This is a genomic window from Parazoarcus communis, from assembly GCF_003111665.1.
Taxonomy (GTDB): Bacteria; Pseudomonadota; Gammaproteobacteria; order Burkholderiales; family Rhodocyclaceae; genus Parazoarcus; species Parazoarcus communis_B.
On sequence record NZ_CP022188.1, the window covers coordinates 3,610,855 to 3,637,826 of the forward strand.

Consider the following 26,972-nt stretch of genomic DNA (forward strand, 5'->3'; position numbering starts at 1 on the left):
AACCTTGAAAGAGGTTGAAGCAGTCGTCGTCGGCGCGGGACAGACAGGCTGCATCATTGCAAACCGGTTTGCCGAAGCTGGCCGCGAGGTGTTGGTGTTTGATGCGGGCGTTGAGCGTGGTACGCAGGCAATGGTCAGTTCCCAGATCTGGGCGCGGCGCCTCAAAGGAACGCCCGGTGTGGTCGAGAGTGTCGGTCCCAACCCGCTGGGCATCAATTTCAATACAGGGCAGGGTGGTGGGGGGGCGGCAGCGCACCATTACGCCTGCTGGTTCCGTCTTCATCCGGAAGACTTCGAAATGCATCGGCGCTACGGGGTCGCTGCTGACTGGCCAATCGGCTACGAAGACTTGCGCGCCTCCTATGATGAAGTTCAAGCCGAAGTTGGGATTGCGGGCGATGCCACCGCCGAGCGTTGGCGGCCGGCCGGCGCGGACTATCCGCTCCCTCCCACGCCGCGCTTCCGGCAGGGGGAGATCCTGGCGCGGGGTTTCGAACGCATGGGCATGCACGTGGCGCCCTTGCCCCTGGCCATCGCCACTGCGCCCTATCGTGGCCGCAGCCCCTGCGTGTACGACGGCTGGTGTGACGCCGGCTGCCCCACCGGCGCACTCGCGAATCCCCAGACTACCTACCTCAAATGGGCAATCGAACACGGAGCGACCGTGCGTTATCAGCATCGGGTCGAGCGCATCGTGACCGACGAATCGGGGCGCAAAGCGATTGGCGTGATCGTGGCCGACCACCGCGGCGAACGTGCTTTCCAGCCTGCGGCACTGGTCGTGATCGCGGGCTTTGCGCTGGAAACGCCCCGTTTGCTTCTGGCATCTGCTAATGACCGCCATCCCCAGGGCCTGGCTAACGGATCCGGAACAGTTGGGCGTTACCTTCATACGCATGCGGCAGGCGGCGTATTCGGCCTGTTTGATGAGCCGACCGAATGCCATCTTGGTGTCACTGGTGGCCAGCTTGTCTGTCAGGACCGCTATGGGAAGGTGATCAGGGAAGGCAAGGATTTTGTCGGTGGTTACCAATGGTTGATCGGGCACGCCTCGAAACCGAATGATTTGCTCGGTATCGCGTGCAGTCGCCCCGATCTTCATGGCGAGGCGTTCAGCGCCTTCGTGGCAGACGCGGCGCTGCACTTCGGATCCATGACCGCAGTGGGCGAAACCCTTCCGCTGGCGGAAAACCGGGTGGAGCTGGTTCCGGGCGGTAGTGCTGAGATCATGCCAAAGATGCGCGTACATCATCGCTTTGACGACAACGCGTTGCGCCTTCATGCCCATGCGATGAAGGAGGGCGTCGACATTATGAACAGTGCAGGTGCCCGATCGTCCTGGCATGGTCCGATTGCTGGCATGCATCTCCTCGGTGGAACGCGGATGGGCATTGAGCCTGGCACCTCAGTGACCGATGCTTACGGCCGCTGTCACGATCTTGCGAATCTGTTCATCGCTGGTCCGGGCTTGTTTCCAAGCGGCGGTGCCGTGAATCCCACCTTTACTGCCTCCGCCCTTGCACACCGCAGTGCGCTTCACATCCTCGGCAACTGGACGACATACGCGAACTGAACGCGTTGCGCGAAGGGTTCTTCAAATGTCTTTTAGCCTAGTTCAATAGGTTTCATGGCACATGACGTGAGCAGACCGCTTGCCTTGAGAGGACGATAAAACGTCATCTACCGAATTCTCACATTCTCAGTAAGGGTATTGATCTTAAACTTCACTTGTGTATTATCTGCTCCATCAAATATGCGTAACCGTATGTTTCGAATCATCTGAATGAGTTCGTTCCTGTAGCGGTAGCCACATTTGAATGACCGTGCATTGAAGCTACCGGGCTTGGTTATCCGCATTCGATGTCGAGAGGGGGTCGGACTTCCTCATGATCGAATCAGTTGCTGCAACAGTAATAGTCGCAGTGACTTCGAAGAGTCAGCCTGCACCACAAGACGGACGTGATGATATGAAGGTTGAGCACTTTGATGTCGTAGGCATTGCGCATGAACTGCAGCTCGACGATGACGCGATTGCTGAGCGCAAAGCATTTCTGGGCTTCTGTGAGGAGGATGTCGCGCGTTTGAAGCAGTTGCACTCGCATCTGCAAGGATACGCACCCGTCTTCGCCGAGAGGTTCTACGAGCAGATCCTTGCGTTTGACGAGACCCGGAAGTTGCTTGCCGACCCGAATACCCTCGCGCGGTTGCAGCGTGCCCAAGTCAGCTACTTCGAAGGCTTGACTGCAGGTGACTATGGACGCGAGTACGTTCACCACCGGCTTCGCGTCGGCCTCGTCCATCATCGTGTGGGGCTGGAACCGAAATGGTATCTGGGCGCCTACGCGAACTATCTCGTAGGCTTGTTACCCGAGATCAAGCGGTGTTTTAGCGATGACCACGAACAGTGCAACAACACCGTTCAGTCCCTGATCAAGATTGTTTTGCTCGATATGGGTCTCGCGATCGACACCTATATCCAGGCAAGGGACAACACGATTCTTGGCTTGAAGAATTACGCCGAGATGGTGTTCAACAGCATGCACGATGGGATTCTCGTGCTGTCGCCAACACTATCCGTGCTGTCGGCGAACGAGAGCTTCATCAGGATGTTTGACCTTCGATCCAACTCGATCACGGGACACAGGCTGTCGGCTGTGCTTGAGGGCAGGGGGCTTGAACAACGGATTGCAGATGTCCGCGAGACCGGCGTCGATCTGTATGACGCTCCATTCCTGGTTCGCGCGCCGGATAACGGACGCGAGAAGCAGGTCAGGCTGACCGTGAAACGGATCTGTCTGGAAGAAGAAGCTGGGCAGTTGCTTCTTGTGCTTGAGCCCGTCACCGCCGAAGAAATTTTTCGTCGGGATGCAGAGGCAAAACTCGCTCGCAGTGCCGCGATGCTCCGTGATGCGCAGGCAGTGGCAAGAATCGGTAGCTGGAGCCTGGACCGGTGCGGCGGAGATAAGCTCATACTTGAATGGTCAGAAGAAACTTACAGAATCTTCGATACTCCGTCCGGAACGCCAGTTTCTTATCAACAGTTTCTTGCCCAGATTCACCCGGATGACCGCGAGGTCGTCAATCGGGCCTGGAAAGTTGCGCTCTCCGGCGAACCGTATCGGGTCGAGCACCGGATACAGGTCAAAGGGAAAATTCGCTGGATTGAGGAGCGTGCCGCACTTGAGTTCGATGACAAGGGCGAACTCATATCCGCACTGGGAACGGCTCAGGACATTACTGACCGCAAGCTCTCCGAAGTTCGCATCGAACAGTTTGCCTTCTACGATTCCCTGACCGGACTACCGAATCGGGCGCTTTTCCAGGATCGTCTCCATCAGGCGCTGGCGCATGCGAGTCGTCAAGGGCAATCAATCGCGGTGCTGTTCATCGACCTCGATCGGTTCAAGGAGGTCAACGACACGCAGGGACATGCCTGCGGCGATCTGGTGTTGTCCGAGGTCGCGCGTCGGTTCCAGACGACGCTGCGCCACGATGAGACGCTGGCGCGTCTCGGTGGGGACGAGTTCGTCATCATCGCGCATGAAACCGGACGTTCGGGGGCAACATTGATTGCCGAGCGCCTGAACCGGGTACTGGTGAAGGCAATCGAGATTGGAGAGAACGCCTTCTCGATCGGGGCGAGCACGGGCGTGGCACTGTTTCCGGGCGATGGCGCCGACGCGCAGCAACTGCTGAAGCATGCCGATATCGCGATGTACCGGGCCAAGAACGGCGGGGGCGGTCGCTACTGTTTCTACGATTCGGAGATGGGCGTCGAACTGGCTCGGCGACTCGAAGTCGCTCATCGGCTTCATCGTGTGTTGCAGGAGGATCGCCTCCAGCTCCACTATCAGCCCCAGATTGATCTCAGGACGGGAGCGCTGACGGGTGCCGAGGCGCTGCTGCGCTGGCGAGATACGGAGTGGGGCTGGGTGAGCCCGGCAGAGTTCATTCCGATTGCGGAAGAGCGGGGAATGATGATCACGCTTGGTGAATGGGTGATCAAACAGGCCTGCCATCAACTGCAGTTCTGGAGCAAGGCGGGCCTGACGCTGCCTGGTCGTCTGGCAATCAACGTGGCTGCACAGCAGATCGACCGCGAGGATTTTGCCCGTCGCGCGATTACGATCATCCGCGAAGCCGGAGTATCGCCTGACCAGATCGAACTCGAAATCACCGAGTCCGGCATGATGCACGATCCCGACTGCGCGATGAAGGTCACCCGGGCGCTTGTCGAGGCCGGCTTCACGATTGCTATCGACGATTTCGGAACCGGGCATTCGTCGCTCGCCTATCTCAAACGTTTTCCGGCTCATACGCTTAAGGTCGACATGTCGTTTGTCCGTTCCATGCTCAAGGACCGGAATGACCACAGCATCGTCGCCACCATCATTGCAATGGCAAAGAACCTCGGCCTTCGAACGCTTGCGGAAGGCGTGGAGGAGTCCGCTCAGGCTGAACGCCTGCTGGCCCTGGGCTGCGACAAGGCGCAAGGCTATCTTTTTGGCCGCCCGGAGTCGCCTGTCGTGTTCGCAAACAGATGGCTCGGAACCGGGAAAGGCACGCCATAACAAGGGGATTCCGGCATCAGCAAAGCTGATAGCCGTGCTTAAAGCCATACCAAAGGTATGGCGTTTACTACAACAAGAGACAGGTTCCCGAGGGTGACATGCGCAAATCCGCCAGCGTAACAAACATTGAAACCCTGCTGCCCGAGGGTGAGTTCATATACTCGCGTACCGACCTTAAAAGTATCATCGTCGAAGCAAACGAAGCCTTTGCGCGGATCAGTGCCTACCGTCCGGAGGAGATGATTGGCCAGGCCCACAACATGGTGCGTCACCCGGACATGCCTGCAGAGGCGTTTGCCGACATGTGGCGCGATCTCAAGGAGGGGCGGCCGTGGCGTGGAATCGTCAAGAACCTGCGCAGCGACGGTGGCTACTACTGGGTGGTGGCGAATGCGTCGCCTGTACGCGAGAACGGACAAGTCGTTGGATACCAGTCTGTTCGTGCCCGTCCGAGCCGGGAAGAGGTGGTCGCGGCCGAGGAAGCGTACAAACGCATCAGGGAAGGCGATAAGTCGATTTGCGTCAAACATGGCCGGGTCGTCCCCACGCGACGTTCGCTGTGGGCAATCCTCAACTCGGTGAACATCCAGCTTGTCGGACTCGGCTTGCTGATGGCAGTGCTCGCACTCTTCGTACTGGTCGATCGTTTTGTCTCCTTACCGCTCCTGCCTGATGTCATGCTCGCGATCGCCGCGACGGGCTTGCTGTGGGGGACCTTCTTCCTGGTCTTCGGTCTGCCACGGATTGCCAGCGATATGACCTCCTTGCACGAGCATCTCGACCACCTGCTGGTTACCGGCGATTTGCGCAAGCGTTTCACCCTCTCACGGCGGGACGTTCTGGGCGATATCGGTCGCAGCGTCGACCGCTTTGTCTCCTCGGTACAGGCAACGGTGCAGGGAATGAGCGATACCGCCGAGCGGGTGGTCAGCGTTTCGGGCGAAGTCGGCTCGGGCGTCGGCAATGTCAGCGATTCGGCACGGGTACAGAGCGACGCAACATCGTCCGCGGCGGCCGGCATCGAACAGATTACGGTATCGATCGGCGAAGTTGCCGAGCATGCCGAGGCAACGCGGACCGCAGCGCAGCATGCGAGCACGGTTTCTGCACGTGGCAGCACCTTGTCTGCCCAAGCCTGCGAAACGATTCTCGCACTGGCGGAAACCGTCAAGAATGCGGCGATTCAGGTCGAGTTTCTGGGGTCCCAGTCGGCGGAGATCTCTCGCATCACCGGAGTGATCAGCGACATCGCCGACCAGACAAACCTGTTGGCCCTGAACGCGGCAATTGAGGCTGCACGCGCCGGAGAGCAGGGGCGAGGATTTGCCGTCGTTGCCGACGAAGTGCGCAAGCTCGCCGAGCGCACCGGCAATGCCACGAAGGAGATCAGCACCATGGTCGGCTCGATCCAGGTTGAAACCCAGAAAGCAGTCAGTGGAATGCGGCAGGGTGCAACTCAGGTCGAAAGCGGCGTGAAACTGGTGCAGGACGCACAAGGCGCGCTGCTGGAGATCAATACCCAGATGAGCAAGACCCTGAGCATGGTCAATGATATTACCCACTCGTCTGCCGAGCAGAACAATGCGATGGTGGTGATGGCACAGAGCGTCGAGCGCGTCGCATCGATGACCGATCAGAACATGGCGGTCGTCGCCCAAACCCGCGCTGCGGTCGACAGTCTCGATCGTTCGGTCGGCCGCATGAAGATGGCCATGGGGCAGTTCGTAGTCTAGGGGGCGTGCGAGGCGCTCGCTTCAAGCTCGGGATGCGACATTGCATCCCGAGCTTGAAGTCCTTCCGACCCAACCCTGTCTTTACATGTTTAAAACGGTGCAGCCTGCCTGCCTTGGTTCAAGGCAGGCAGGCTGCAGGTTTGGTGCGGCGGCAAAGCGGAACTCGCTCACCTGCGCATGCGGATGCCGGGCGCGCCAACAGTCGTGCGCTGGCCGGAAAGGCTCTCAGCGCTTCGCCAATGCATTGGCAACGTGAAAACCCGATGCGCCGGAGAGCCCGGGTCCCGGGTGCGTCGACGCGCCGATGTGGTACAGGCCCTTGATCGGCGTGCTGTGATCCTTCACGCCACGAACCGGGCGCCAGAACAGGTACTGGTCGATCGCGCATTCACCCGAATAGGGGTCGCCGCCGACGAGGTTCATGTTCATTCTCTCCAGATCAGCCGGGGAGACGACCTTGCGACCGATGATGCTCGCCTTCAGGTTCGGTACGTGCGCAGCAATCCGTTCGATTGCGCGGTCGGCATAACGTTCGGCAATGTCAGCAGACCATTTTCCGTCGGCGGGCGCTTCGATCTCACCGCGCGCGTCACCACGGATGCTGCGGGGACATTCGGGCAACTGAATCCACATGATCCACCCGCCGTCGGGCGCCCGCGACGGATCTACGGCGCAGGGCTGACATACACAGACGGTACCTTCCGCAGGCAGCAGGCCACGTTCGGCCTCGTTGACAGCACGTGATACACCGTCCATCCCGGGCGTGAGGTGCAGGTAGATCACTTCGCGCAGTTGCGGATCCGCCCATTGCGGCGGCTCGGACAGTGCGAGGTGAATCTGCATGTTGCCCTTGCCGTAGCGGTACTCGGTGGCCTGGCGTCGGAGCGGGGCCGGGGCATCGTCCTGCTTGAGCAGCCGGCCGTAGAGCTGGGTGGGCGTGACGTTGCAGATGACCTGCCGGGCCTCGAACACCTTGCCATCGGCAGTACGCACGCCGCTCACCTTCTTGCCGTCGACGAGGATCTCGGCGACGTCGGCGCCGGTTTGGAATTGACCACCAGCACCTTCGATCAGCGCGCGGAAAGCATCGACCGTGCGCGCGTTTCCGCCTTTGACCAGTGGCAGTCCGACGCCTTCAAGCGTGAACGCGATGACGCGCGCCATCAGCGCCGACATGGGGCTTTCCGGCCCGAGTCCGGTGTGCAGCACCCACGGCGCCAGCAGTGCGCGCACGAGCTCGTCATTGAACTGCGTTTCCAGCCAGGCGCGACAGCTTTGCATTGCGGGGCCGAAGAAGGCGAGGGTTTCATGTGCGCCCTGTTTCCACACCCGGCCAAGCATCATCTTGCCAACGCTGGAACTCCACAGTTCGTTGCCCAGCAGCGAGAAGATGAGTTCGGCGTTCTGCTCGACGAAGCCCATGCCTTCGGCGTAGGCATCTCCGTCGCCGGGCGCCAGCGCGTTCATGCTTGCGATGTTGGCTGCGCGGTCGCGCCCCATGATGAGGAAACGGCCGTCGGGCAGCAGCACGCCGGTGGGGGTGCTGTTGTTGCAGTACTCAAGCCCGTTTGCGTGCAGGCCATCCTTCAGCTCGGCGTAGCCCGGGCCGGTGACGAACAGCGGATGGGCGGTCGACATGGTGTCATGCAGGTAACCCGGTACAGTCAGGGCCTCGGTGCGAATACAGCCGCCAAGTACCGCTTCGCGTTCGAGTACAAGCACCTTCTTTCCGCGTTTCGCCAGCACGCCTGCGCAGACGAGGGAGTTGATTCCGCTACCGACGATGATTGCGTCGTATTTGCTCATCATTGAAATCTCAGTGGGGCACGCTCTTAAGCTTGCCGCTAACGACCTGCGAAAAATATCCGCTATGCGCAGATTCGTATCCGCTTTCCGCAGCGCTGACTCCGTTCAGTGCCGCATCAGACTTGTCTGTCTGGGAAGCTCACCAAAACGCTCGCGGTAATAGGCGGAAAAGCGCCCCAAATGACCGAAACCATATTCCATCGCGACTTCGGTCACGCTCGCGCGCGGGTCCGATATGAGCTTGTTCCGGGCCGCCTCAAGGCGCAAATTCCGCAGCAAGACCATCGGGGCAACGCCGCGGTGGCGATGACAGAGTACGTTAAGCGTTCGAGGACTGACTTCCGCGACACGTGCGAGGTCGGCAAGCGAAATTGGAGCAAACAGGCGGCTGCGCATGTAGTCCTCGATTCGTGTTAAGCGGGTATCGAAGGGAGCCGGCATCTGGTTGAAATCACTGCTGTCTTCGTCTCCCTGGTTGTCACGTTCGAGGACTGACGGTTGATGAGACTGAAGGAAGAGCGCTGCGGTCTGCTCGAACTGGTTGATCCAGCTGGGATGCAGCTCTCTGGCTTGGTCCGGAGAAAGCAGCGACAGCATCTGTTGCAACAGGGCTTGCCACTGCGGTGCGATGCCACCTGCGAGCTTGAACACTGGATCGATCCACGGCTGGCAGTCCGCTCCGAGTGAGGGACAGTGACTCAAGGCGCAGGTTTGACAGGCTGTCTGGCGCAACAACTCGGTTGGCAATTTCAGGATGAGTTGTTCGCAATTGGCTTGCCAATGCAGGCGGATACTGCGACGTGGCGCAACAACGGCGACTTCGCCACTGTTGAGGTGAATGCCGACACCATCCGATTCGATCTCTGCGCTTCCGCGCAGGGGCATTTGCACCAGAACGAAGTCCTTGAAGGCATTGGGCCGTATGATGACCTCTGCGCCATAGCTCAGGATCATCAGGCTGATGCGGTTCAGTTCGCGTCTGTAGAGTGCGGTTGAGACGTCTCCACGACCCCAATTGAGTTGATGGTGGGTGATGGCCCGGCTCAGCGCCTGGTGAGAATCCTCAGCCGAGTGTGAACGAAAGACGGGGCGATGATAGATCTTTGATAGATCCAGCTGGGGCAATAGATCCATGTCCGGTCTGTCTCCAGTGCTTGCGTTGCAGAAGCGACATCTCGCTGACCTGAAAAATTAACTGCAGATGTAATTTAACTGTAAAGCAAATATGGGGGGCGTGCATGCTTCTTGGACCGACAATTGGAAAAGGCGTCCTGAGAACGACAGAAAGCTCGTTCGTCGGGGCGCCTGTGCGTGGAGTCGCGGAGAGCGTCAAACGCTGGGGGGTTACTTCATCGGGCACTCGCCGACGAAGGGATCTGCATGGGCGGTCAATACCTTGCCGACCGTCCTGTTCGTGACCGTGCCATCGGCGTCCTTGAATACTTCGCGCATATACAGGTCCTGAATGGGGAACTGGTTGGTGTTGAAGCGGAAATCGCCTCGAATCGAGTGGAACTCCGCGGCCTTCAGCGCAGCACGGAAGGCCGGGCCATCTTCGATGTGCCCCCCCACTTTCTTTACCGCGCTGTCGATCAGCAGTGCCGCATCGTATGCCTGCGCCGCATACATGCTTGGTTTGCGCCCATAGGTGCTTATGAAGTCGGAAACGAAACGCTTGTTGGGGGCGTTGTCGAGATCGGCGGCCCATTGGGACGCATTGTAGAGACCCGCGATGGCTCCTCCGACTGCCTTGATGGTGTCCTCGTCGGCGGAGAATCCAGGCGCGAGCAGTGCCATCTGACGGTTTAGTCCAGCACCGTCGAACTGCTTGATGAAGTTGACACCCATGCCACCAGGAAGGAAGAAGAAGACCGCATCGGGTTTCGACATGCGAATTGTTGCCAGTTCGGCTGCGTAGTCCAGTTGTCCCAGCTTGGTGTAGATCTCTTCAGCGATCTCGCCCTTGTAGAGGCGCTTGAACCCATCGAGAGATTCCCGGCCGCCGGGGTAATTCGGGGCGATCATTGCGATTTTTTTGTAGCCTTTCTCGGTGGCGAACTTGCCCATCGCCGAGGGGATGTCCTCGTTCTGCCAGGCAATCGCGAAGAAGTTCGGATCGCAATTTTCGCCCGCATAATCGCGCGGTCCGGTGTTGGTGGACAGATAGACCGTGTTGCTCTTGAGTATTTGTGGCAGAACCGGCAGCAGGACGTTGGAGAACACGACCCCGGTGATCAGGTCTACCTTGTCGCGCTTGATGAAGCGCTCGACGTTCTGGCGGCCGGTCTGAGGATTCTGCTGGTCGTCGACGACGTTCAGCTGTACCGGAAGTCCGCCAAGCTTGTTGCCGGAGTGGGAAAGGGCGAGCTGGAACCCGTCCCGAACGTCGGTTCCAAGTGCACCTCCAGGCCCCGAAAGGGTGGTGAGGAAACCGATCCGGATTTCGTCGGCGGCCTGGGCAGGCGCGGCCAGCAACGCGGCCGCGGCAAGAGTTGTGGCAATACAGGCTAGTTTTCTCTTCATGTCCATACTCCGTGGGTGTTGGGGTGTTGGGGTGTTGGGGTGACGGTAGTGCGGTGAAAGGGCTCAAACGCCCATGTAGCGGTGCCACAGACTCCGGTCGGCATCGAGCTCGGCTGAACTGCCGCTCCAGACCAGCCTGCCGCGTTCAAGAATCAGGTGGCGGTCGGCGAGTTGAACCAGTTTGTCGACGTATTTGTCGACGATCAGAATGGTCTGCCCCTGGGCTTTCAACGCGGAGATGCAGCGCCAGATCTCCTCGCGTATCAAGGGCGCGAGGCCCTCGGTTGCCTCGTCGAGGATCAGCAGGTGCGGGTTCGTCGACAGCGCCCGCCCAATCGCGAGCATCTGCTGTTCTCCGCCTGACAGTTGATCGCCCATGTTGTTGGCGCGCTCTGCCAGGCGCGGAAAGAGGGCGTAGATGCGCTCACGTGTCCAAGGCGGACTGGTTCGGCTGCGGTTCTCCGCAAATGCGGTGAGGTGTTCGCTTACCGACAGGTTGGGGAAGCACTGACGACCTTCCGGAACGGTTGCCACACCCATTCGGGCGATGGTGTCCATACGCCGCCCGGCCACCTGTTCACCCCGAAAACGGATCTCACCCTGACTTGGCGAAAGGGCGCCGGTGATGCACTTGATGGTTGTGCTCTTGCCCATGCCGTTGCGGCCAAGCAAGCCGATGACTTCGCCCGGACGGATCGCAAAGCTCACGTCAAACAGGACCTTGCTCGCGTCGTAACCGGCCTGAAGGTTGCAACAGGACAGCAGTGCGTTGCCGTTCATGTGGGTTCCCCCGTACCGAGATAAACCGCCTGGACATCAGGGTTGGCACGGATGCTGTCGACATTGCCGCTGGCAAGGACCTTGCCGTACACCAGTACCGAGATGCGGTCGGCGAGTTTGAAGACCGCATCCATGTCGTGCTCGATAAGCAGAATCGCCATGTGCTTGCGCAACTCGTCGATGAGTTCAACGACGCGTGCGGATTCGTCAGGTCCCATGCCTGCCATGGGTTCGTCGAGCAGCAACAGTCGGGGTCGAGCGGCCAGCGCAAGCGCGATGTCGAGCTGACGTTGGGCACCATGAGGAAGGCTGCCGGCGATATGATCGAGCGTATGCGAGAGCCCGACCTGAGCTGCGATCGACTCCGCCTCCGCGTTGATCTCCATTTCGGCGTTGCGAGTACCTAACAGGCGGAAACTGCTGCCGCGATGCGCCTGTACCGCCGTGCGCAGGTTGTCACGCACACTCGCCTTTCGAAACAGGTTCGTGACCTGAAAGCAACGCGACAGGCCGGCACGGACACGCTTATGTGGCGGTAAGCCGGTGAGCTCGACACCGTCGAGCGTGATCTGTCCGGCATCGGCCGGCAACATGCCCGAGATCAGGTTGACCAGCGTGCTCTTGCCGGCGCCATTGGGGCCGATCAGTGCGTGGACTTCGCCGCTTTCGACTGCGATGCTGACATGGTCGGTTGCGCGCAGACCGCGAAACTCTTTGATCAGGCCGCTTGCAGTAAACAGACTCATGCTGACCTCCAGCGCAGAAACCGGTTCGTCTTGCAGCCGGTCGTAGCGCGGCTGAACAAAGGGGACAAGCCGTCGGGGGCGTAAAGGATGATGGCGATGAGCAGGGCGCCCAGGGGCCAGTGCCAGAATTCGGTCAGCTGTCTCAGGACCTCTTCGAGGCTGACCCATACCGCGGCCCCGGCCACGCCGCCCCAGCGATGGCCGAGTCCGCCGAGGACGACCATCACGATCAGGATTGCGGACTGCGACCAGTGCATGCTCGACGGGCTGATGAAGCCGTTCTGGGTCACCATCATCGCGCCCCCGAGACCGGCGATTGCTGCGGTAAGGACGAAGGCCTGCAGTTTGAGGAGGTAGCTCGGGTAGCCCAGCGCCCGCATGCGGCCCTCGTTGTCGCGGATGCCGATCATTGCCTGGCCGAAGCGTGTGCCGACGAGCTGATACAGGAAGGCAAAGACGACGGTGCATGTGAGCAGCACCACCCAGTACAGGATCCGGTCGTCGTCGATATCGAGACCGAAACCGAGTGACGGGCTCACGGTGAGGTTGTAGCCGTCGTCGCCCCCATACACCCGCAAGGACACCGCAAGGTAGTAGAGCATCTGCGCAAAGGCGAGTGTGATCATGATGAAGTAGACGCCGCTGGTGCGAAGGGATAGCGCGCCGACGGCGAGCGCAGCGAGCGCAGCCACGGCCATCGCGCCCAACCACAGGAGCCATGTGGACTCGACGCCTGCCTCCATGAGCGCGACGAGGGCATAGGCGCCCATGCCAACGAAGCTGGCGTGCCCCAGTGCCACCAGCCCGCCACACCCCATCAGAAAGTTCAGACTGCTGGCAATAAGCATCACGATCAGCATTCGCATCGCGAATCCGATGTAGTACTCAAGCCCGAAGGCTGTCGCGATGACGGGGAGGGAGACGAGGGCGAGAAACAGGCTTCCCGCCACAAGTGGATTTTTAAGGGAGGGCGAGCTCACGTTCGTTTGCATGTTTATCCTCTGGCGGGGAAAAGCCCTGCGGGCTTGAAAATCAGGATCAGGGCCATAAGTACGTACATGGCCACACTGGACAGGGCAGGAGCGACATCGGCCGCGAAAGTGGGGGAGCTGATTTCACGCAAAATCGGTGAGATGAAGGCGCGGCCTGCGGTATCGACCACGCCGACGAGGAGCGCCGCGATCAGGGAGCCGCGCACCGAACCGATACCGCCGATGACGATCACGACCAGCGCCGGGATCAGGATCGATTCGCCCATCCCGACCTGTACCGAGGTGATCGGCCCCATCAGCGAGCCCGCCACGCCGGCAAGTGCTGCACCGATGACGAAAATAAGGGTGAACACGGTCCTGACCCTCACCCCCATCATTTCGGCCATGTGGCGGTTGGATGCCCCAGCACGAACCAGCATCCCGACCCGCGTGCGGTTCACGATCAGGTAGAGCGCCACGGCGGCGAGCACCCCTGCACCGACTATGAGCAGGCGGTAGGCCGGGTAGAGCAAACCGCCGCCCAACTCGAGCGGCCCCGACAGAGCCTCGGGCGCCGAGGCCATGACGGGCGCTGCGCCCCATGCCCATTTGACGAAATCGTCGGCCAGCAGAATGACGCCAAAGGTGGCAACCACCTGATTCAGGTGATTGCGCTGGTAGAGGCGTCTCATCAGGAGAACCTCAAGAAGTGCGCCGACGATCATCGTCAGGATCACCGCCAGCACGATGGCGAGCGCAAAGGAATCGGTCAGGACGTGAATCGTGGCTGCGAAGTAGGCGCCGAGCATGAAAAGCGTGCCATGGGCGAGGTTCATCGTGTCCATGACGCCAAAGACCAGGGTTAGACCGGCTGCAAGCATGAAGAGCATCAGGCCATAGCCGACACCGTTCAGCAGTTGTTCAATCAGGAAGATCGCGTCCATTCGAATTCCATCCCTCCGGGTTCGTTTTGGCCTTGGCGCGATGCCATGGCGAATTGATTCTTCGGGAATTTCCAGGGGCGGACTATCCGGATTAGGCAGGCAGGGCGTTTGCCTTGTCCGTTTCAGGCAAATCGGTGCTGATCTGCAATTTGCGGACAGCAGGTGCCAGTGCTGGCTATTGCGTGGAAGTACGAGTGAATAGATTTGCTCTCGCCGACGAGCCGCTTGCCTGGCTGTCCTCATGGAGCTTTCTGAATGACCTCACTCGAACTGCGCGTAGCGCGTATTGATCAGCTGACACCGCGCATCCGTAGATTGATCCTGGCGACGGTAGACGGGTTGCCCATACCTCACCACGATGCGGGAGCACACATCGAGTTGTGTGTTCCCGCGTCGGCCGACACCCCGGTGTTGCATCGTGCCTACTCACTGGTTGCGCCGGCCGACGGGGGAGACTGCTATGAGATCGCTGTGCAACTCGAGGAATCGGGCACAGGCGGGTCGCGCTGGGTTCACGGACTTCACGTTGGCGCGTTTGTTACTGCGTCCGTACCCGTGAATGCGTTCCCCCTGTCCGACACCGCCAGCGCGCACCTCTTGCTTGCCGGTGGCATCGGCATCACGCCCATCCTGTGCATGGCCCGCAGCCTTCATCGCGCCGGCGCGCCTTTCGAACTTCATTACGCCGCGCGGTCATCCGACACGGCAGCCTATTGCGCGGAGGTCGAAGCCTTGCCCGGATCCCGGTGCTGGTTTGACGGTGGAGACCCGTTGCGCGGAATGCCTCTGCCGGGCGTCATCGGGCCCCCCCGTCGAGGGACGCCATTTGTATGTCTGCGGCCCGAAAGGGTTCATTGGCGGGGTGCTCGATACGGCACGCAAGCAGGGCTGGGAAGAAACGGCGCTGCATTGTGAACTCTTCAGCGGTGCGCTCGACGGGAAGGACGACAAACCCTTCACCGTAGCGCTTTCGAGAAGCGGGCTTTCCTTTGAGGTTGCAGTTGGAAAAACCGTGATGGATGTGATGGAGGAGGCCGGGCTCGACCCGATGTTCGATTGTCGTCGGGGCGAATGCGGCATCTGTGTGACACAGGTGATCGAAGGCGAGGCCGATCACCGCGATATCTGTCTGTCGGCACGCGAGCGTGATGCCGGTGGCTTCTGCACCTGTGTTTCGCGCGCCCGTACAGGGCACCTGGTGCTCGATCTTTAACCTTAGGAGGTGAACTGCATGACCTTATCCCTTGAAGTGCTCGCATCCTGCGTGCGCGCGGACAGCGTGCACAAACGGGTCTATACGGATCCCGAGATTTTTGCGCTCGAGATGGAGCGGATCTACGGTCAAGCCTGGATCTATGTGGGCCATGAAAGCCAGGTTCCGAAAACGGGTGATTACCATACGACGCGCATCGGAGATCAGGACGTCATCATGGTCAGAGCGGCTGATGGCAAGGTACATGTCGTGTACAACCGCTGTCCGCACAAGGGTGCCAAGGTCGTCGCTGACGGGGAAGGTTGCACGGGCAAGTTCTTCCGCTGCCCCTATCACGCCTGGACATTCAAGCTCGATGGCAGCCACCTTTCCGCACCGCTGAAAAGCGGCCTGGAAGGGACGTGTTACGACCCTTCACACCCTGATTTTTCAATGAAAAAGGTGGCGCGAGTCGAGATCTATCGTGGCTTCGTCTTTGCCTGTCAGGCAGCCGAGGGGCCGGATCTGAAAGCCTTTCTCGGCGGTGTGATTTCGTCCATCGACAACCTCTGCGACCGCTCACCGGTCGGCGAAGTGGAGGTGGCGGGCGGTTCGTTCAAGGTAATGCAGAGTTCGAACTGGAAGGTGTTCTACGAGAACCTGCACGACACGATGCACGCCCGCATTACTCACGAATCGTCATATGTTGCCGCACGTGAAGAGGCGAAAACGCTCGGGGAGATGCCTTTCGAGCTGCTGATCATGGATGGCAACGGCGAGCCGTACGAATTCTGGGAAAAGCTCGAGCTGCGCGCCTACCCCAACGGCCATGGCTATATGGAAGCCATCTTTGACCCCGCAGCGGCGACACGTGACCCGGTCTCACGCGCACATTTCAGTTCGCTCTCGGAGGCTTACGGCGAGGCCCGCGCGCGCGAAATCATGGGCATGAACCGCCACAACACCATTCTCTACGGCAGTGGTTCGCCGCATACGGTGTTCCAGCAGTTTCGCAAGATCATCCCGATCAGCGTCGACCACACGATGATCGAGATCCAGACCTTTCGCCTCAAGGGCGCACCACAGGCGGTGTTCGATCGTGCGCTGACCTATGCCAACCTGATCAACTCCCCCTCGTCAAACGTCATGCCCGATGACGTCGAGGTCTACAAGCGCTGCCAGGAAGGTAACCGCACCAACGGTGGGGACTGGGTCAGTCTCCACCGCTACCTCGGTACGGATCTTGAGACGCCGGATGGCTGGGTGTCGACCAACGGGACGAGCGAACTGCCGATGAGGAACCAGTTTGCCGCGTGGAAACAATACATGCTCAACCCGCCCGCTGTGACCGGCGCCGGACAGCTGCAATCGAACATGGAGGATGGCCATGCAACTGCTTGATCGCACTATTGATGTTTCAACGTCGCCGGTCACACCGGCATCGATATCCGCAGAGCAACAGCGCGCTGTAGAACTGTTTCTCTTCCATGAAGTGCGCCTGCTCGACGAACGGCGTTTTTCCGAATGGCTGGCGCTCTGGTCCGAGGATGGCCGTTATTGGGTGCCGCGCTTCCACGACCAGCTCAACCCCTTCGAGCAGATCTCCCTGTTCTGGGAAGACAGGATGCTGCGGGAGGTAAGGGTCCGGCGTGTTGAAAATGCCCGCAACTGGTCACAGCAACCGCCAACACGCAGTGCGCATGTCATCGGCAACATCACCATCGAAGGGGCTGACGCCGCGGGCAATCTGATTGTGCGGTCGACCTTCCAGCTCACTGAATGGCGGTCGGAGCAGCGTCAGCTCGCGGGGGTGGTGTTCCACAAGCTCGCTGCGGTCGACGATGGATGGGAGATCGTGCTCAAACGGGTGAACCTCGTGAATTGCGATGCCGTGTTCGCCAATCTGGAGGTTTTCATTTGAACACCACACCGGTTGTTCTTGCGCTGCATTATCAGAACGATGTTCTGCATCCAGATGGGCGCATCCGGATTGGCCTGGGCGATCAGGACCCCGCTCGTGAGGCCCTGATCGCAGCTGCGGGGCGACTGCTCGCGGGGGCACGCGCCGACGGCTGGCCACTCATTCATGTACGGATCGCGTTCCGGCCGGATTACGCAGACCTTGCACGCAATACGCCAATCTTCCGTCGCACGGAAGAGATCGGTGCGGTGCGTGACGGGGAATGGGGCGCCGGGTTCTTCGATACGCTGGCACCCGTGGAGAGCAAGCGCGAGTTCGTGGTGAAGCACACGCGAATCAGCGCGTTCTACGGCACACAGCTCGAACAGTTGCTGCAGTTGCTGGGCGCCAGAACCCTGATCGTCGCCGGAGTCGCCACCCACTCAGTCGTCGAAAGCACAGTGCGTGACGCCGCCGATCGTGGGTTTGACGTCTGGGTCGCAGCCGATGCCTGCGCCGCGGCGGATCGCAACGTCCATCTGGCATCGCTGGCGAGCATGGGCCTGATTGCTACGGTGACCGAGGCCGACCGTGCGCTTGAGAAGTTTCGTGGGGAGGCATGTACATGACGGATACGGACATTCGAACCCAAACGCGTCTCGACGGAAAGATCGCCATCGTGACTGGTGCAACCCAGGGCCTCGGTGCGGATATCGCACGCTCACTGGCCAAGGCTGGTGCGCAGGTGTTTCTGGTTGGCCGCGGGCGCGCCGCGGGTGAAGCGGTGGCGGCGGAGATTGGACCGGTGGCCACCTTTGTCGAGACCGACATCACCGACGATGGTGCGATCGACGCCTGCATCAAACAGGTGATCCAGCGTTTTGGGCGTCTCGACCTGCTGGTGAACAATGCCTGCAGTTACGACGATCAGGGCTTGGCATCTTCCCGGGCGCAGTGGCTGAGTACGCTCAACGTAAACCTGGTCTCCGCCGCGATATTCACGCAGAAGGCGGCCGAGCGGATGACGCGGGGCGGTGTCGTGATCAACTTGGGCAGTACAGGGGGAAAGTTTGGTGCTGACGGGCGGGCGATCTATCCCGCATCAAAGGCAGCGATCATCCAGGTCACGAAGAATTTCGCCGTTACGCTGGCGCCGCTGGGAGTCCGGGTGCTGTCGGTATCGCCGGCTTGGACCTGGTCGCCGGCAGTCGAGCGCATGAGCGGTGGTTCAACCGCGGTGGCGGATGCGGTGGGCGCGCACTTCCATCCGCTCGGTCGTGTGGGCCGTGGTGAAGAGATCGGCCGCGTGATCGCATTTGCAGCCAGCGAAGAGGCCTCATGGATGACAGGGTCGGATCTGTCCGTCGATGGTGGCTTCTCCATTCTCGGGCCCGATCAGGGGATCTCTCCGCGAACCTGGTTCGACCGGTTGGCAAACGGGGATGCGGACAAGGGCGGATGATGGCTGCCGCTTAAAGGATTCGGGGCGAAGGTGATGATTCACCTTCGCCCCGAATGGTTCACGGGAAGACGTTCCGACTCATGCGTTTGCCGCGACGGCCACTTTGTCTGGCGCCGTGTTGCTGTTCGTGCGCAGATTCAGGATGTTCGTTTCATCCTTATCGGGTGACGCATAGCGGCCGCGATAGAACAGCAGCGGCGCGCGGTCGTCGACATGCAGCTTGCGCACCCGTCCGACCAGGATCAGATGATCGCCGCCGTCGTACTGGTGCGCGGTGCTGCATTCGAACACGGCCGCGCAACCCGGGAGCAGCGGAATGCCGTCGATGCCTTGGGCGGTGTCGACGCCGTTGAACTTGTCGCCCGCGCCGCGCGCAAAGCGGTCTGACAGCGCCTGTTGGTTGCTGGCAAGCACATGGATCGCGAAGCCACTTGCCTGGGTAAAGGCGGGCAGGCTGTACGAGCGTTTTGCCAGGCTCCACAGCACGAGCGGCGGATCGAGTGACACCGATGCGAAGCTGTTGACCGTGACCCCGACGGGCTGCCCTTCTGCGTCCGTCGTGGTGATGATGGTGACACCGGTGGCGAAGTGCCCCAGCGCGTCGCGGAGTTCTCGTGAGTCGATCATTGTGTCCTCCATCAGAACTTCATGCCCATACTGAACGAGAGCCAGTCCTGCCCCATATACACTTCGGTCAGACTGTCGGGTGCGGCCCCCTGGCCGCGCACGCGTTCCTTGGGGGATTTTGCGTAGGCGAACGACAGTTCCATTTCCTTGCTCATCGCCCAGGTCGCACCCAGGGTGTAGTGACGGCGGTTTGCCGCAGGGGCGAGGATGCCGAGGAAGGTGTCGCGCTTGTCGACGATCTGGGTGCCATGGCTGTAACCAGCGCGCAGGGTCAGTGTGTCGCTCAGTGCATGGGCGACACCGATGCGCCACACGGTCTGGTCTTTCCAGCCGAAGCCCGCAGTCTTGCCTTCGCCGGGCGCAGTGGTGACGCCGGGGTTGCCGAGGGAGCCAACGCCGCTCCAGTTGATCTGCAGTACGTCCGCTGCAACAGTGAAGGCGCCGATTCGATAAGCCATGCCGAAGCCATAGTTCTCAGGGATGTCGAGGTCGCCGCCATCGGCCAGCAGCCCGTCGAATTCGCTCATCCGGCCCATGTCCACCTTGCTCGAGTAGGTGGCGCCGAGGGTGAGGGCAGGGGTGATCTGAGCGGTCCAGCCCAGCTTGATGCCGGCGCCGGTGGATTCGTCGCGGCCCTCAGGCAGGCCGAGACCAGCCGGGCCGCGGATATCGAGCACCTGGCGCGCCAGCACCAGACCGACGCCGATGGCATGAGCGTCGTTGAGGCGGTGCGCGAGGCTGGTGGTGATGACCATCTGCTTGAGCTCCGAGCGCGTCCCCTGCAGTCCGCCGATATTGGTGTCGCGGCCGTAGTCCGTGCCCACCCCATTGCCGACGACCGATACCCCGAGCGAGGTGCTGGTGCCGAACATGTGGTTGTAGCCGAGCTGAGGGATCAGATAGATGCTGCGCTCCTTGCTGCCGTCGTACTCGGTGCCGGCGAAACTGGCACCGTTATCCACCTTAAGCAGGGCTGCACCGGCATCAAGGCGGTCACCTACCAGCACCATGCCGGCCGGGTTGTTGGCGCCGGCGACGGCGTCCTGGGGCAGGGCGATCGATACGCCACCCATGCCTTCGGCCTTTACACCGTAGCCATGGGGAAAGGTGCCCTGTGTGGCAAGTGCGGTGAGCGGCAAACCGAGTGCAATGACAAGCGGGAGGCGGCGCAGGAGGTTCTTGGATGTGGTCATGTTCGTGATGTCCTCAGGCGGCGAGTTTCTGGGCTTCGGCATTGATCAGGCGGTCGGTGTCTTCGGGCGCAAACCAGTAGTTGGCATAGTCGCGCGGGTCATTGAAGCCGTTGGCAATGCGCGAGGCGACTGCGGGCAGTTCCTGCGCGGCGCCGAGCAGCTTGATGATGTGTTCCGGCGGCGGGAAGAGCAGGCTGTTGGTCCAGCGCACGACCTTCTCGGCGTAGCCGTTGTAGAGGTCGTCGAAGGTCTGGCGCATCCAGGCTTCGTCGAATGCCGACGCGTCGTGGGCGAGGATGGCGTCCAGATAGTGCTTGGCGGCCTTGGTCGCGTTGTTCGAGCCTTGGCCGGTGATCGGGTCGTTCACCAGCACCGCGTCGCCCAGCCCCAGGACCTTGCGGCCCGAGGGCAGGGTGAGTACGGCGTTGCGGACGGTCGGCGTGATGCGTCCGGCGATGCGGCCGTTGTCGTCGGTGAGCTGGCAGTCGCGGCTGCGCTCGTACTCCCACGGGAGGAAGGTCTTCAGGATGTTCAGGCTGACTTCGAGGTGCTGCTCGGGCGTCTTTGCATCGCCCCAGCAGTCCATCGGGCCACCCGGCACACCCTCAAACACCATGATGTCGCAGGCCTTGGTGCCGTCGGCGCCGTCGGTGGTGAGGGCGGGAAACACGAAGTATTCGCCGACGCCAGGGATCAGGTTGAAATTGACGCATTCGTAGTATTCGGTGCGCTTCATCCCGGTGACGTAGCTCAGCGCGAGCTGCCGCATCGGCTGACGCACCGGGGAGCGGCTGTCGTCGCGCCCCAGCAGATTGACGATCTCGCCCTTGCCACCGGCAAGCAGCACCAGTTCGTATTCGGCTGCGAGCGTTTCCAGTTGGTCGACACCGACATCGTCGTAGCGCAGTTCCCCTCCACGACGCTCGAACTCCTTCATCCAGCCCGGCATCTTCACCCGCTGGTCAACCGACTGGCCGTAGGCATCGAGTCGGGCGTGCCAGTGCAGGGCCTGGGTGCCGCTGCCATCGGGGGCAGGAATGGAGAAACCGATGCCTTCGGTGCGCGGACAGTCGGCTTCCCACTGGTTGAGGCCAAGGTCGCGCTCGATCTGCAGTGCCGGATCGAAGATGAACTGCGAAGACATCACGCGGCCGCTCCAGACGTCCTCAGGTGTGCGGTTGGTGACGATGGTGACGCTGTAGCCTTTGTCGAGCAGGCCGCATCCGAGCAGCAGACCGGCCTGGCCTGCACCAACAATGGCGACCGAACGGGGGGTAATGTTTTCACTTTGCATGGTGTTGTCTCCTCTTTGGGGGTATCTGTGGTGTGCGTGGCTGAGCAGGTACGAACGACCCGGTACAAACGGGTCCCTGCGGACACTCAGTCCATCAGTCGGGTAATGGCCGGTACGCGGCCTTCGGGGCCGAGGGCGGTGTAGCCGCCGTCACAGGCATAGTCGGCGCCGGTGACGAAGCTGGCGTGGTCGGAGAGCAGAAAGCTCACCACCTGGGCGACCTCGTCCGGCATGCCGAGGCGCCCGAGCATGTGGTAATCGGCAGCAACGTGATCGGCCTTGGCCTTGTCGCCGCCGGAGAGGGTTTCGATGATCGAGGACCAGGTCCAGCCGGGCGAGACGGAATTGACGCGGATGTGATCCGGGGCAAGGTCGAGTGCGGCCGAACGGGTGAATTGCTGCATCGCCGCCTTGCTCACAGGGTAGAGCCAGCGGCCCGACTGCGCGGCGGTGGCGGAGATCGAAGCGAAGTTCACCACTGCGCCACGCCCGCGCTTGAGCATGTGGGGGTGGCAGGCCTGCAGCATCATCGCGGCACCAACCAGATTCACGTCAAGCGCCTGGTTCCATTCGGCACGGGTCGAGGCGGCGCCGTTATCGACGTAGGTGCAGGCGCAATTGACGAGAAAGTCGATCCCGCCAAACGTGGTAACGGTGGTGCCCACGCACCGGGCGATCTCGCTGTCCTGACTGACATCCGCTTGCTGGAAGCGGGCCGCTGGCCCGAGGCGTTCGGCTGCTGCCGTGCCTTTCTGTGTGTCGATGTCGGCGAGCACGACCTGGGCACCGTGTGCGATGAGGTCTCTTGCCACCGCTTCGCCGATCATCGTGGCACCACCGGTGACGATGGCGACCTTGCCGCTTAATCCATTCATCTGCTGTGTCCTCGGTTGGAGGACGCCGCCGGTGGCGTCCATGGGACACAGTGTTCATTTCATGGTGATGGCTGTTTATCCGCTTTGCGCAATCGCGCTGTCCGGAACACGCACACCTGACAGTGGTGAGCCAGGTGCACGACTCAGTTGCTCAGTTGTACCGCGGGCGGGCGGCGGTCTGCGAGGGAGATTCACCGAAACGGTTCTTGTAATAGGCAGAAAACCGTCCGAGATGGGCAAAGCCATAGCGATGGGCGAGCACGGCAACCTTGTCGCTGCCCGGTGCGGCACTGAGCAGCGCCTTGCGGACACAGTCGAGGCGGGTGTCGCGCAGGTACACCAGCGGCGTACTGTCGCAATGCTTGCGGAACCCCTCTTCCAGCGCACGTATGCTGACACAGGCAACCCGGGCCATGTCCCCGACCGTGATCGCATCCTCGACGTGAGCATGAATGTAGTCGATGGCGCGCTGCACGTGCCGGGGCAGGGCGGCCTGCTGTGGCTGGTGCAGGCGGTCGCTGTAGTTGTGACGATGGAGCTGCAGCAAGCCGCGGATGAGGCAGTCCTCCATTGCCGCGACGGTGGGACGAAAGTTCAGCCAGTCAGCACCGCACTGGTCGATGTTGTCGGCGAGGTCGCGCAGCATCCGGCACCAGCTGGCCGTCAGGCCTTCGGTCTGCGACAGGCCGATGTCGAAACTCAGCGGGGTGTGGGGTTCGTCGCCAAGGTGTTCAGTCAGACGACGCTCGAGGGACGCGCGCGGCAACCACAGCATGAGTTGGCGATTGTCGTGCTTCCAGCGCATCCGGGTCGGTTCATGCGGATTGAGGATACTGGCCGTGGCCGGGGAGGACAGCACTTCCTGATTGCCACACCGGACCTGCGCCGTGCTGGAAACTGGAACCTGCACCAGGTAGAAGCTTTCGAGGCAGCCGGGCAGAATGTCGACATCCGTGCCATAGGTCAGATAATTCAGCGCGGTTTCGCCGAGGCGAACGAGGTTGTGGCGCGAGGAGAAGCGGGTATCCGTGTTTACCGGCCGCAGATCATGCGGACAGAACACGTTTGCCACTTTCTGCCGCGCCTCATCCGCATCGTCTGAACTGAACAGCGGAAAGGCAGAAAGGATCTCCGCGCCGGACGCGAGTTGCTGGCGGCTCACGCTGAAGTCCAGGCTTGCTGGCAGGTGGCGTGCAGGTGGTACGTGGCGCTGTCTGTCATCATTACCTCAGCTGAGTTTCGTGCTGCGATTAACGTATAGTTATAAACAATTTATAAGCAAAGTTGAGGAGATCGCAAGCGCGATTTTCCTTGCCGATCAGGATCTGGGCAGGAAAAATGTTAACGACATGACGGATACAGCGCCCGAACCGAATGCTGAGATGGCGTCCGAGCCGGATCACACACGCTTTGTCGATCACTATCTCGCCTTTTTGCTTGCCCAGGCCAGCAGCCGGATTTCGCGTGAGTTTCACCGCGACGTCGAGGCCGCAGGCCTGTCGGTCACCGAGTGGCGGGTGCTTGCCAGTCTGGAAGGCAGTGAAGGCGAGAGCATCGGCGTGCTCAGTCAGCTGACGCTGACCAAGCAGCCGACCTTAAGCAAGGTCGTCCAGCGTATGGAGGCCGACGGTATCGTCGATCGCACCCGTGTTCGCTCCGACCGCCGCCAGACCGTGGTTCGCATTACCCCGAAGGGGCACTTGCTGACCGAGTCTTTGCGCAAGCGCGCCATCAATCACCAGGTTCGCCTGCTCGAGCCCTTTGGGCAGGAGAATGCAGAGATGCTGATTTCGATGCTGAGGGACTTGCTCGCCCTGCACCCGGCCTCTGGTCCCATCGACGACGACACTGATTCATAGCAGGTGAGAATGACGGAGGAAATCCGGCGGGGTGCTTGTTGACTTGATAGTTTAGATATGAAATATTGCTCACTAAACAAGCAGCCCTGAATCCATCAGTCCCGGATCACCGCCTTACGCAGGGGGCCGGGTCGCTCAATCCAGAAGGAGCAATAGCATGCGCATCGTGTGTATCGGCGGAGGCCCCGCAGGCCTGTATTTTGCGATCCTGATGAAGAAGCTGAATCCGGCACATCAGATCACGGTCGTAGAGCGCAACAAGCCTTATGACACCTTTGGCTGGGGCGTGGTCTTCTCCGATGCGACCATGGACAACATGCGCGAGTGGGATCCGGTGACCGCGGATGCGATCCAGGTCGCGTTCAATCACTGGGACGACATCGAACTGCACTTCAAGGGCCACGCCATTCGCAGTGGCGGCCACGGCTTTGTCGGTATCGGGCGCAAGATGATGCTCAACATCCTGCAGGAGCGTTGCGAGCAGATGGGTGTTGAACTGGTGTTCGAGAAAGACGTTGATTCCGACCTCGAGTACCCCGATGCCGATCTGATCATTGCTTCGGACGGGATCAATTCGCGGATCCGCAACCGTTACACGGAAGTGTTCAAGCCCGATATCGTCACCCGCCCGAATCGCTTCATCTGGCTGGGTACGAACAAGCTCTTCGACGCTTTCAACTTCATTTTCGAGAAGACCGAGCACGGCTGGTTCCAGGCTCACGTCTACAAGTTCGACGACAACACCACGACCTTCATCGTCGAGTGTCCGGAGCATGTCTGGCTTGCGCACGGTCTGGACAAGGCGGATCAGGACGCGTCGATCGCGTTCTGCGAAAAGCTGTTCGAGAAGCATCTCGATGGCTTCCCCCTGATGACGAACGCACGCCACCTGCGCGGCTCTGCCTGGCTCAACTTCCAGCGCGTCACCTGCGAGAAGTGGCACCACAACAATGGCAACAGCCATGTGGTGCTGATGGGCGACGCGGTGCACACCGCTCACTTTGCCATCGGCTCCGGCACCAAGCTTGCGCTTGAGGATGCGATCGAGCTCACCCGCCTGTTCAAGGAATCGGGCGATACGGCGGAGCATATTCCTGAGGTGCTGGCGCGTTACCAGGAGGTGCGCAACGTCGATGTCCTCCGTCTGCAGAATGCCGCGTGGAATGCGATGGCGTGGTTCGAGGTTTGCGGTGAGCGCTATTGCGATACGCTTGAGCCCGAGCAGTTCATGTATTCGATGCTCACCCGGTCGCAGCGTATTTCGCACGAAAACCTCCGTCTTCGCGATGCCGCGTGGCTTGAGGGCTACGAGCGCTGGTTTGCCGAAAAGGCAGGGGTAACGGTTGAGGCCGACAAGGCTCCGCCACCGCCGATGTTCACGCCGTTCAAGCTGCGCGGGCTGACCGTTCCCAACCGCATGATCATGTCGCCGATGGCGATGTATTCGGCCGACGACGGTGTGGCTGGTGATTTCCATCTGGTGCACTTCGGCTCACGTGCCTTGGGCGGTACCGGCCTGCTTTACACCGAGATGAGTTGTGTATCGGCCGATGCGCGCATCACCCCGGGGTGTGCCGGCATGTACAAGCCGGAGCATGTGAATGCATGGAAGCGCATCGTCGATTTCGTGCATTCGAATTCGTCAGCAAAGATGGGTATCCAGTTGGGTCATGCCGGACGCAAGGGTGCAACCAAGCTCGCTTGGGAAGGTATCGACCAGCCGCTTGAATCGGGCGCATGGGAGCTGATTTCGGCCTCGCCGCTGCCTTACCTGCCGCATTCGCAGGTGCCGCGCGAGATGAATCGCGACGACATGGCGCGGGTGAAAGCCGACTTCGTGCGTTCGACCAAGATGGCTGCTGAAGCGGGTTTCGACATCCTCGAGTACCACTGCGCGCACGGCTACCTGATGTCGAGCTTCCTTTCGCCACTGACCAATCAGCGCAAGGACGATTACGGCGGCAGCATCGAGAACCGCGCCCGCTATCCGCTGGAAGTGTTCATGGCCATGCGTGCCGTGTGGCCTGCGGACAAGCCGATGTCGGTGCGTCTGTCCTGCCACGACTGGTTCCCGGGCGGCAACACGGATGATGATGCCGTAGAGATTGCGCGTCTGTTCAAGGCTGCCGGTGCGGACATCATCGACTGCTCGTCCGGTCAGGTGTGGAAAGGTGAAAAGCCGGTGTTCGGGCGCATGTTCCAGACGCCGTTTGCGGACCGTATTCGCAACGAGGTCGGTATCCCGACCATCGCCGTGGGCGCGATCTTCGAGGCCGACCACGCCAACAGCATCCTGGCTGCCGGACGTGCAGACCTTTGTGCAGTAGCCCGTCCGCACCTCGCCGACCCGGCCTGGACGCTGCATGAAGCGGCGAAGATCGACTACAAGGGCGTCGCGTGGCCGAAGCAGTACATTTCTGGTCGCGGGCAGTACGAGAACAACCTCAAGCGCAGTTACGCCGCGCCAGGTAAGTAAAGTAAGTATCTGGTTTGGAT

The 26,972-nt window shown here is 60.8% G+C and carries 22 protein-coding genes; 10 read left to right on the forward strand and 12 right to left on the reverse strand.

The window, feature by feature from the left end; genetic code table 11:
- Nucleotides 1-4 precede the first annotated feature (4 nt).
- The 3 genes from CEW87_RS16490 to CEW87_RS16500 all read left to right on the forward strand — a co-directional run bounded on the left by CEW87_RS16490 (nucleotide 5) and on the right by CEW87_RS16500 (nucleotide 6,304).
- The gene (locus CEW87_RS16490; RefSeq protein WP_199917038.1) at nucleotides 5-1,573 is read left to right on the forward strand and encodes a GMC family oxidoreductase; all 1,569 of its coding nucleotides are present in this window, start codon (nucleotides 5-7) and stop codon (nucleotides 1,571-1,573) included.
- 313 nt (nucleotides 1,574-1,886) lie between these two features.
- Nucleotides 1,887-4,571 (forward strand): EAL domain-containing protein, encoded by a 2,685-nt coding sequence (locus CEW87_RS16495; protein WP_108974734.1) that lies wholly within the window; start codon nucleotides 1,887-1,889, stop codon nucleotides 4,569-4,571.
- 98 nt (nucleotides 4,572-4,669) lie between these two features.
- A complete protein-coding gene (locus CEW87_RS16500) occupies nucleotides 4,670-6,304 on the forward strand; it encodes a methyl-accepting chemotaxis protein (protein WP_108974736.1) in 1,635 nt (544 codons plus the stop codon).
- Between the two features lie 225 nt (nucleotides 6,305-6,529).
- Here CEW87_RS16500 and CEW87_RS16505 read toward each other — a convergent pair whose 3' ends face one another.
- From CEW87_RS16505 to CEW87_RS16535, 7 genes are all read right to left on the reverse strand, one after another.
- Nucleotides 6,530-8,113 (reverse strand): phytoene desaturase family protein, encoded by a 1,584-nt coding sequence (locus CEW87_RS16505; protein ID WP_234421560.1) that lies wholly within the window; start codon nucleotides 8,111-8,113, stop codon nucleotides 6,530-6,532.
- A 102-nt stretch (nucleotides 8,114-8,215) separates the two neighbouring features.
- Nucleotides 8,216-9,244: an AraC family transcriptional regulator gene (locus CEW87_RS16510; RefSeq protein ID WP_108974738.1), complete on the reverse strand. Its 1,029-nt coding sequence runs from the start codon at nucleotides 9,242-9,244 to the stop codon at nucleotides 8,216-8,218.
- Nucleotides 9,245-9,454: 210 nt separating this feature from the next.
- The gene (locus tag CEW87_RS16515; protein WP_108974740.1) at nucleotides 9,455-10,633 is read right to left on the reverse strand and encodes an ABC transporter substrate-binding protein; all 1,179 of its coding nucleotides are present in this window, start codon (nucleotides 10,631-10,633) and stop codon (nucleotides 9,455-9,457) included.
- A 63-nt stretch (nucleotides 10,634-10,696) separates the two neighbouring features.
- On the reverse strand, nucleotides 10,697-11,413 hold the full coding sequence (locus CEW87_RS16520; RefSeq protein ID WP_108974742.1) for an ABC transporter ATP-binding protein: 717 nt from the start codon (nucleotides 11,411-11,413) through the stop codon (nucleotides 10,697-10,699).
- Nucleotides 11,410-12,159, reverse strand: coding sequence for an ABC transporter ATP-binding protein (locus CEW87_RS16525; RefSeq protein WP_108974744.1), 750 nt, complete (start codon nucleotides 12,157-12,159; stop codon nucleotides 11,410-11,412). Before CEW87_RS16525 ends, CEW87_RS16520 begins: the two co-directional genes overlap by 4 nt.
- Nucleotides 12,156-13,151, reverse strand: a complete 996-nt coding sequence (locus tag CEW87_RS16530) for a branched-chain amino acid ABC transporter permease (protein ID WP_108974746.1) — start codon at nucleotides 13,149-13,151, stop codon at nucleotides 12,156-12,158. The genes CEW87_RS16525 and CEW87_RS16530 overlap by 4 nt, the downstream gene beginning before the upstream one ends.
- Before the next feature lie 2 nt (nucleotides 13,152-13,153).
- On the reverse strand, nucleotides 13,154-14,074 hold the full coding sequence (locus CEW87_RS16535) for a branched-chain amino acid ABC transporter permease (protein WP_108974747.1): 921 nt from the start codon (nucleotides 14,072-14,074) through the stop codon (nucleotides 13,154-13,156).
- 862 nt (nucleotides 14,075-14,936) lie between these two features.
- Between CEW87_RS16535 and CEW87_RS22595 the strand changes: the two genes are divergently transcribed.
- The 5 genes from CEW87_RS22595 to CEW87_RS16560 are packed head-to-tail and all read left to right on the forward strand — an operon-like array spanning nucleotide 14,937 to nucleotide 18,628.
- A complete protein-coding gene (locus CEW87_RS22595) occupies nucleotides 14,937-15,287 on the forward strand; it encodes a 2Fe-2S iron-sulfur cluster-binding protein (RefSeq protein WP_199917040.1) in 351 nt (116 codons plus the stop codon).
- Between the two features lie 18 nt (nucleotides 15,288-15,305).
- On the forward strand, nucleotides 15,306-16,667 hold the full coding sequence (locus CEW87_RS16545) for an aromatic ring-hydroxylating dioxygenase subunit alpha (protein WP_108974749.1): 1,362 nt from the start codon (nucleotides 15,306-15,308) through the stop codon (nucleotides 16,665-16,667).
- On the forward strand, nucleotides 16,648-17,187 hold the full coding sequence (locus CEW87_RS16550) for an aromatic-ring-hydroxylating dioxygenase subunit beta (protein ID WP_234421561.1): 540 nt from the start codon (nucleotides 16,648-16,650) through the stop codon (nucleotides 17,185-17,187). The genes CEW87_RS16545 and CEW87_RS16550 overlap by 20 nt, the downstream gene beginning before the upstream one ends.
- Nucleotides 17,184-17,795 (forward strand): isochorismatase family protein, encoded by a 612-nt coding sequence (locus tag CEW87_RS16555; protein ID WP_234421562.1) that lies wholly within the window; start codon nucleotides 17,184-17,186, stop codon nucleotides 17,793-17,795. Before CEW87_RS16550 ends, CEW87_RS16555 begins: the two co-directional genes overlap by 4 nt.
- Nucleotides 17,792-18,628: an SDR family oxidoreductase gene (locus CEW87_RS16560; RefSeq protein WP_108977292.1), complete on the forward strand. Its 837-nt coding sequence runs from the start codon at nucleotides 17,792-17,794 to the stop codon at nucleotides 18,626-18,628. The genes CEW87_RS16555 and CEW87_RS16560 overlap by 4 nt, the downstream gene beginning before the upstream one ends.
- A gap of 78 nt (nucleotides 18,629-18,706) precedes the next feature.
- Here the strand turns inward: CEW87_RS16560 and CEW87_RS16565 are convergent, their stop codons facing one another.
- The 5 genes from CEW87_RS16565 to CEW87_RS16585 all read right to left on the reverse strand — a co-directional run bounded on the left by CEW87_RS16565 (nucleotide 18,707) and on the right by CEW87_RS16585 (nucleotide 23,779).
- Nucleotides 18,707-19,255 (reverse strand): flavin reductase family protein, encoded by a 549-nt coding sequence (locus CEW87_RS16565; RefSeq protein WP_108977294.1) that lies wholly within the window; start codon nucleotides 19,253-19,255, stop codon nucleotides 18,707-18,709.
- Nucleotides 19,256-19,266: 11 nt separating this feature from the next.
- Nucleotides 19,267-20,448, reverse strand: a complete 1,182-nt coding sequence (locus CEW87_RS16570; RefSeq protein WP_108974753.1) for an OmpP1/FadL family transporter — start codon at nucleotides 20,446-20,448, stop codon at nucleotides 19,267-19,269.
- A gap of 13 nt (nucleotides 20,449-20,461) precedes the next feature.
- Nucleotides 20,462-21,742: a styrene monooxygenase/indole monooxygenase family protein gene (locus CEW87_RS16575; RefSeq protein WP_108974755.1), complete on the reverse strand. Its 1,281-nt coding sequence runs from the start codon at nucleotides 21,740-21,742 to the stop codon at nucleotides 20,462-20,464.
- Nucleotides 21,743-21,828: 86 nt separating this feature from the next.
- Nucleotides 21,829-22,617 (reverse strand): SDR family oxidoreductase, encoded by a 789-nt coding sequence (locus CEW87_RS16580; protein ID WP_108977296.1) that lies wholly within the window; start codon nucleotides 22,615-22,617, stop codon nucleotides 21,829-21,831.
- Between the two features lie 151 nt (nucleotides 22,618-22,768).
- On the reverse strand, nucleotides 22,769-23,779 hold the full coding sequence (locus CEW87_RS16585; protein ID WP_108974757.1) for an AraC family transcriptional regulator: 1,011 nt from the start codon (nucleotides 23,777-23,779) through the stop codon (nucleotides 22,769-22,771).
- A 187-nt stretch (nucleotides 23,780-23,966) separates the two neighbouring features.
- Between CEW87_RS16585 and CEW87_RS16590 the strand changes: the two genes are divergently transcribed.
- Entirely contained in the window at nucleotides 23,967-24,476 is a 510-nt protein-coding gene (locus tag CEW87_RS16590) for a MarR family winged helix-turn-helix transcriptional regulator (protein ID WP_234421563.1), read from the forward strand.
- A gap of 157 nt (nucleotides 24,477-24,633) precedes the next feature.
- The gene (locus tag CEW87_RS16595; protein WP_108974759.1) at nucleotides 24,634-26,952 is read left to right on the forward strand and encodes a bifunctional salicylyl-CoA 5-hydroxylase/oxidoreductase; all 2,319 of its coding nucleotides are present in this window, start codon (nucleotides 24,634-24,636) and stop codon (nucleotides 26,950-26,952) included.
- The last annotated feature ends 20 nt before the right edge of the window (nucleotides 26,953-26,972 follow it).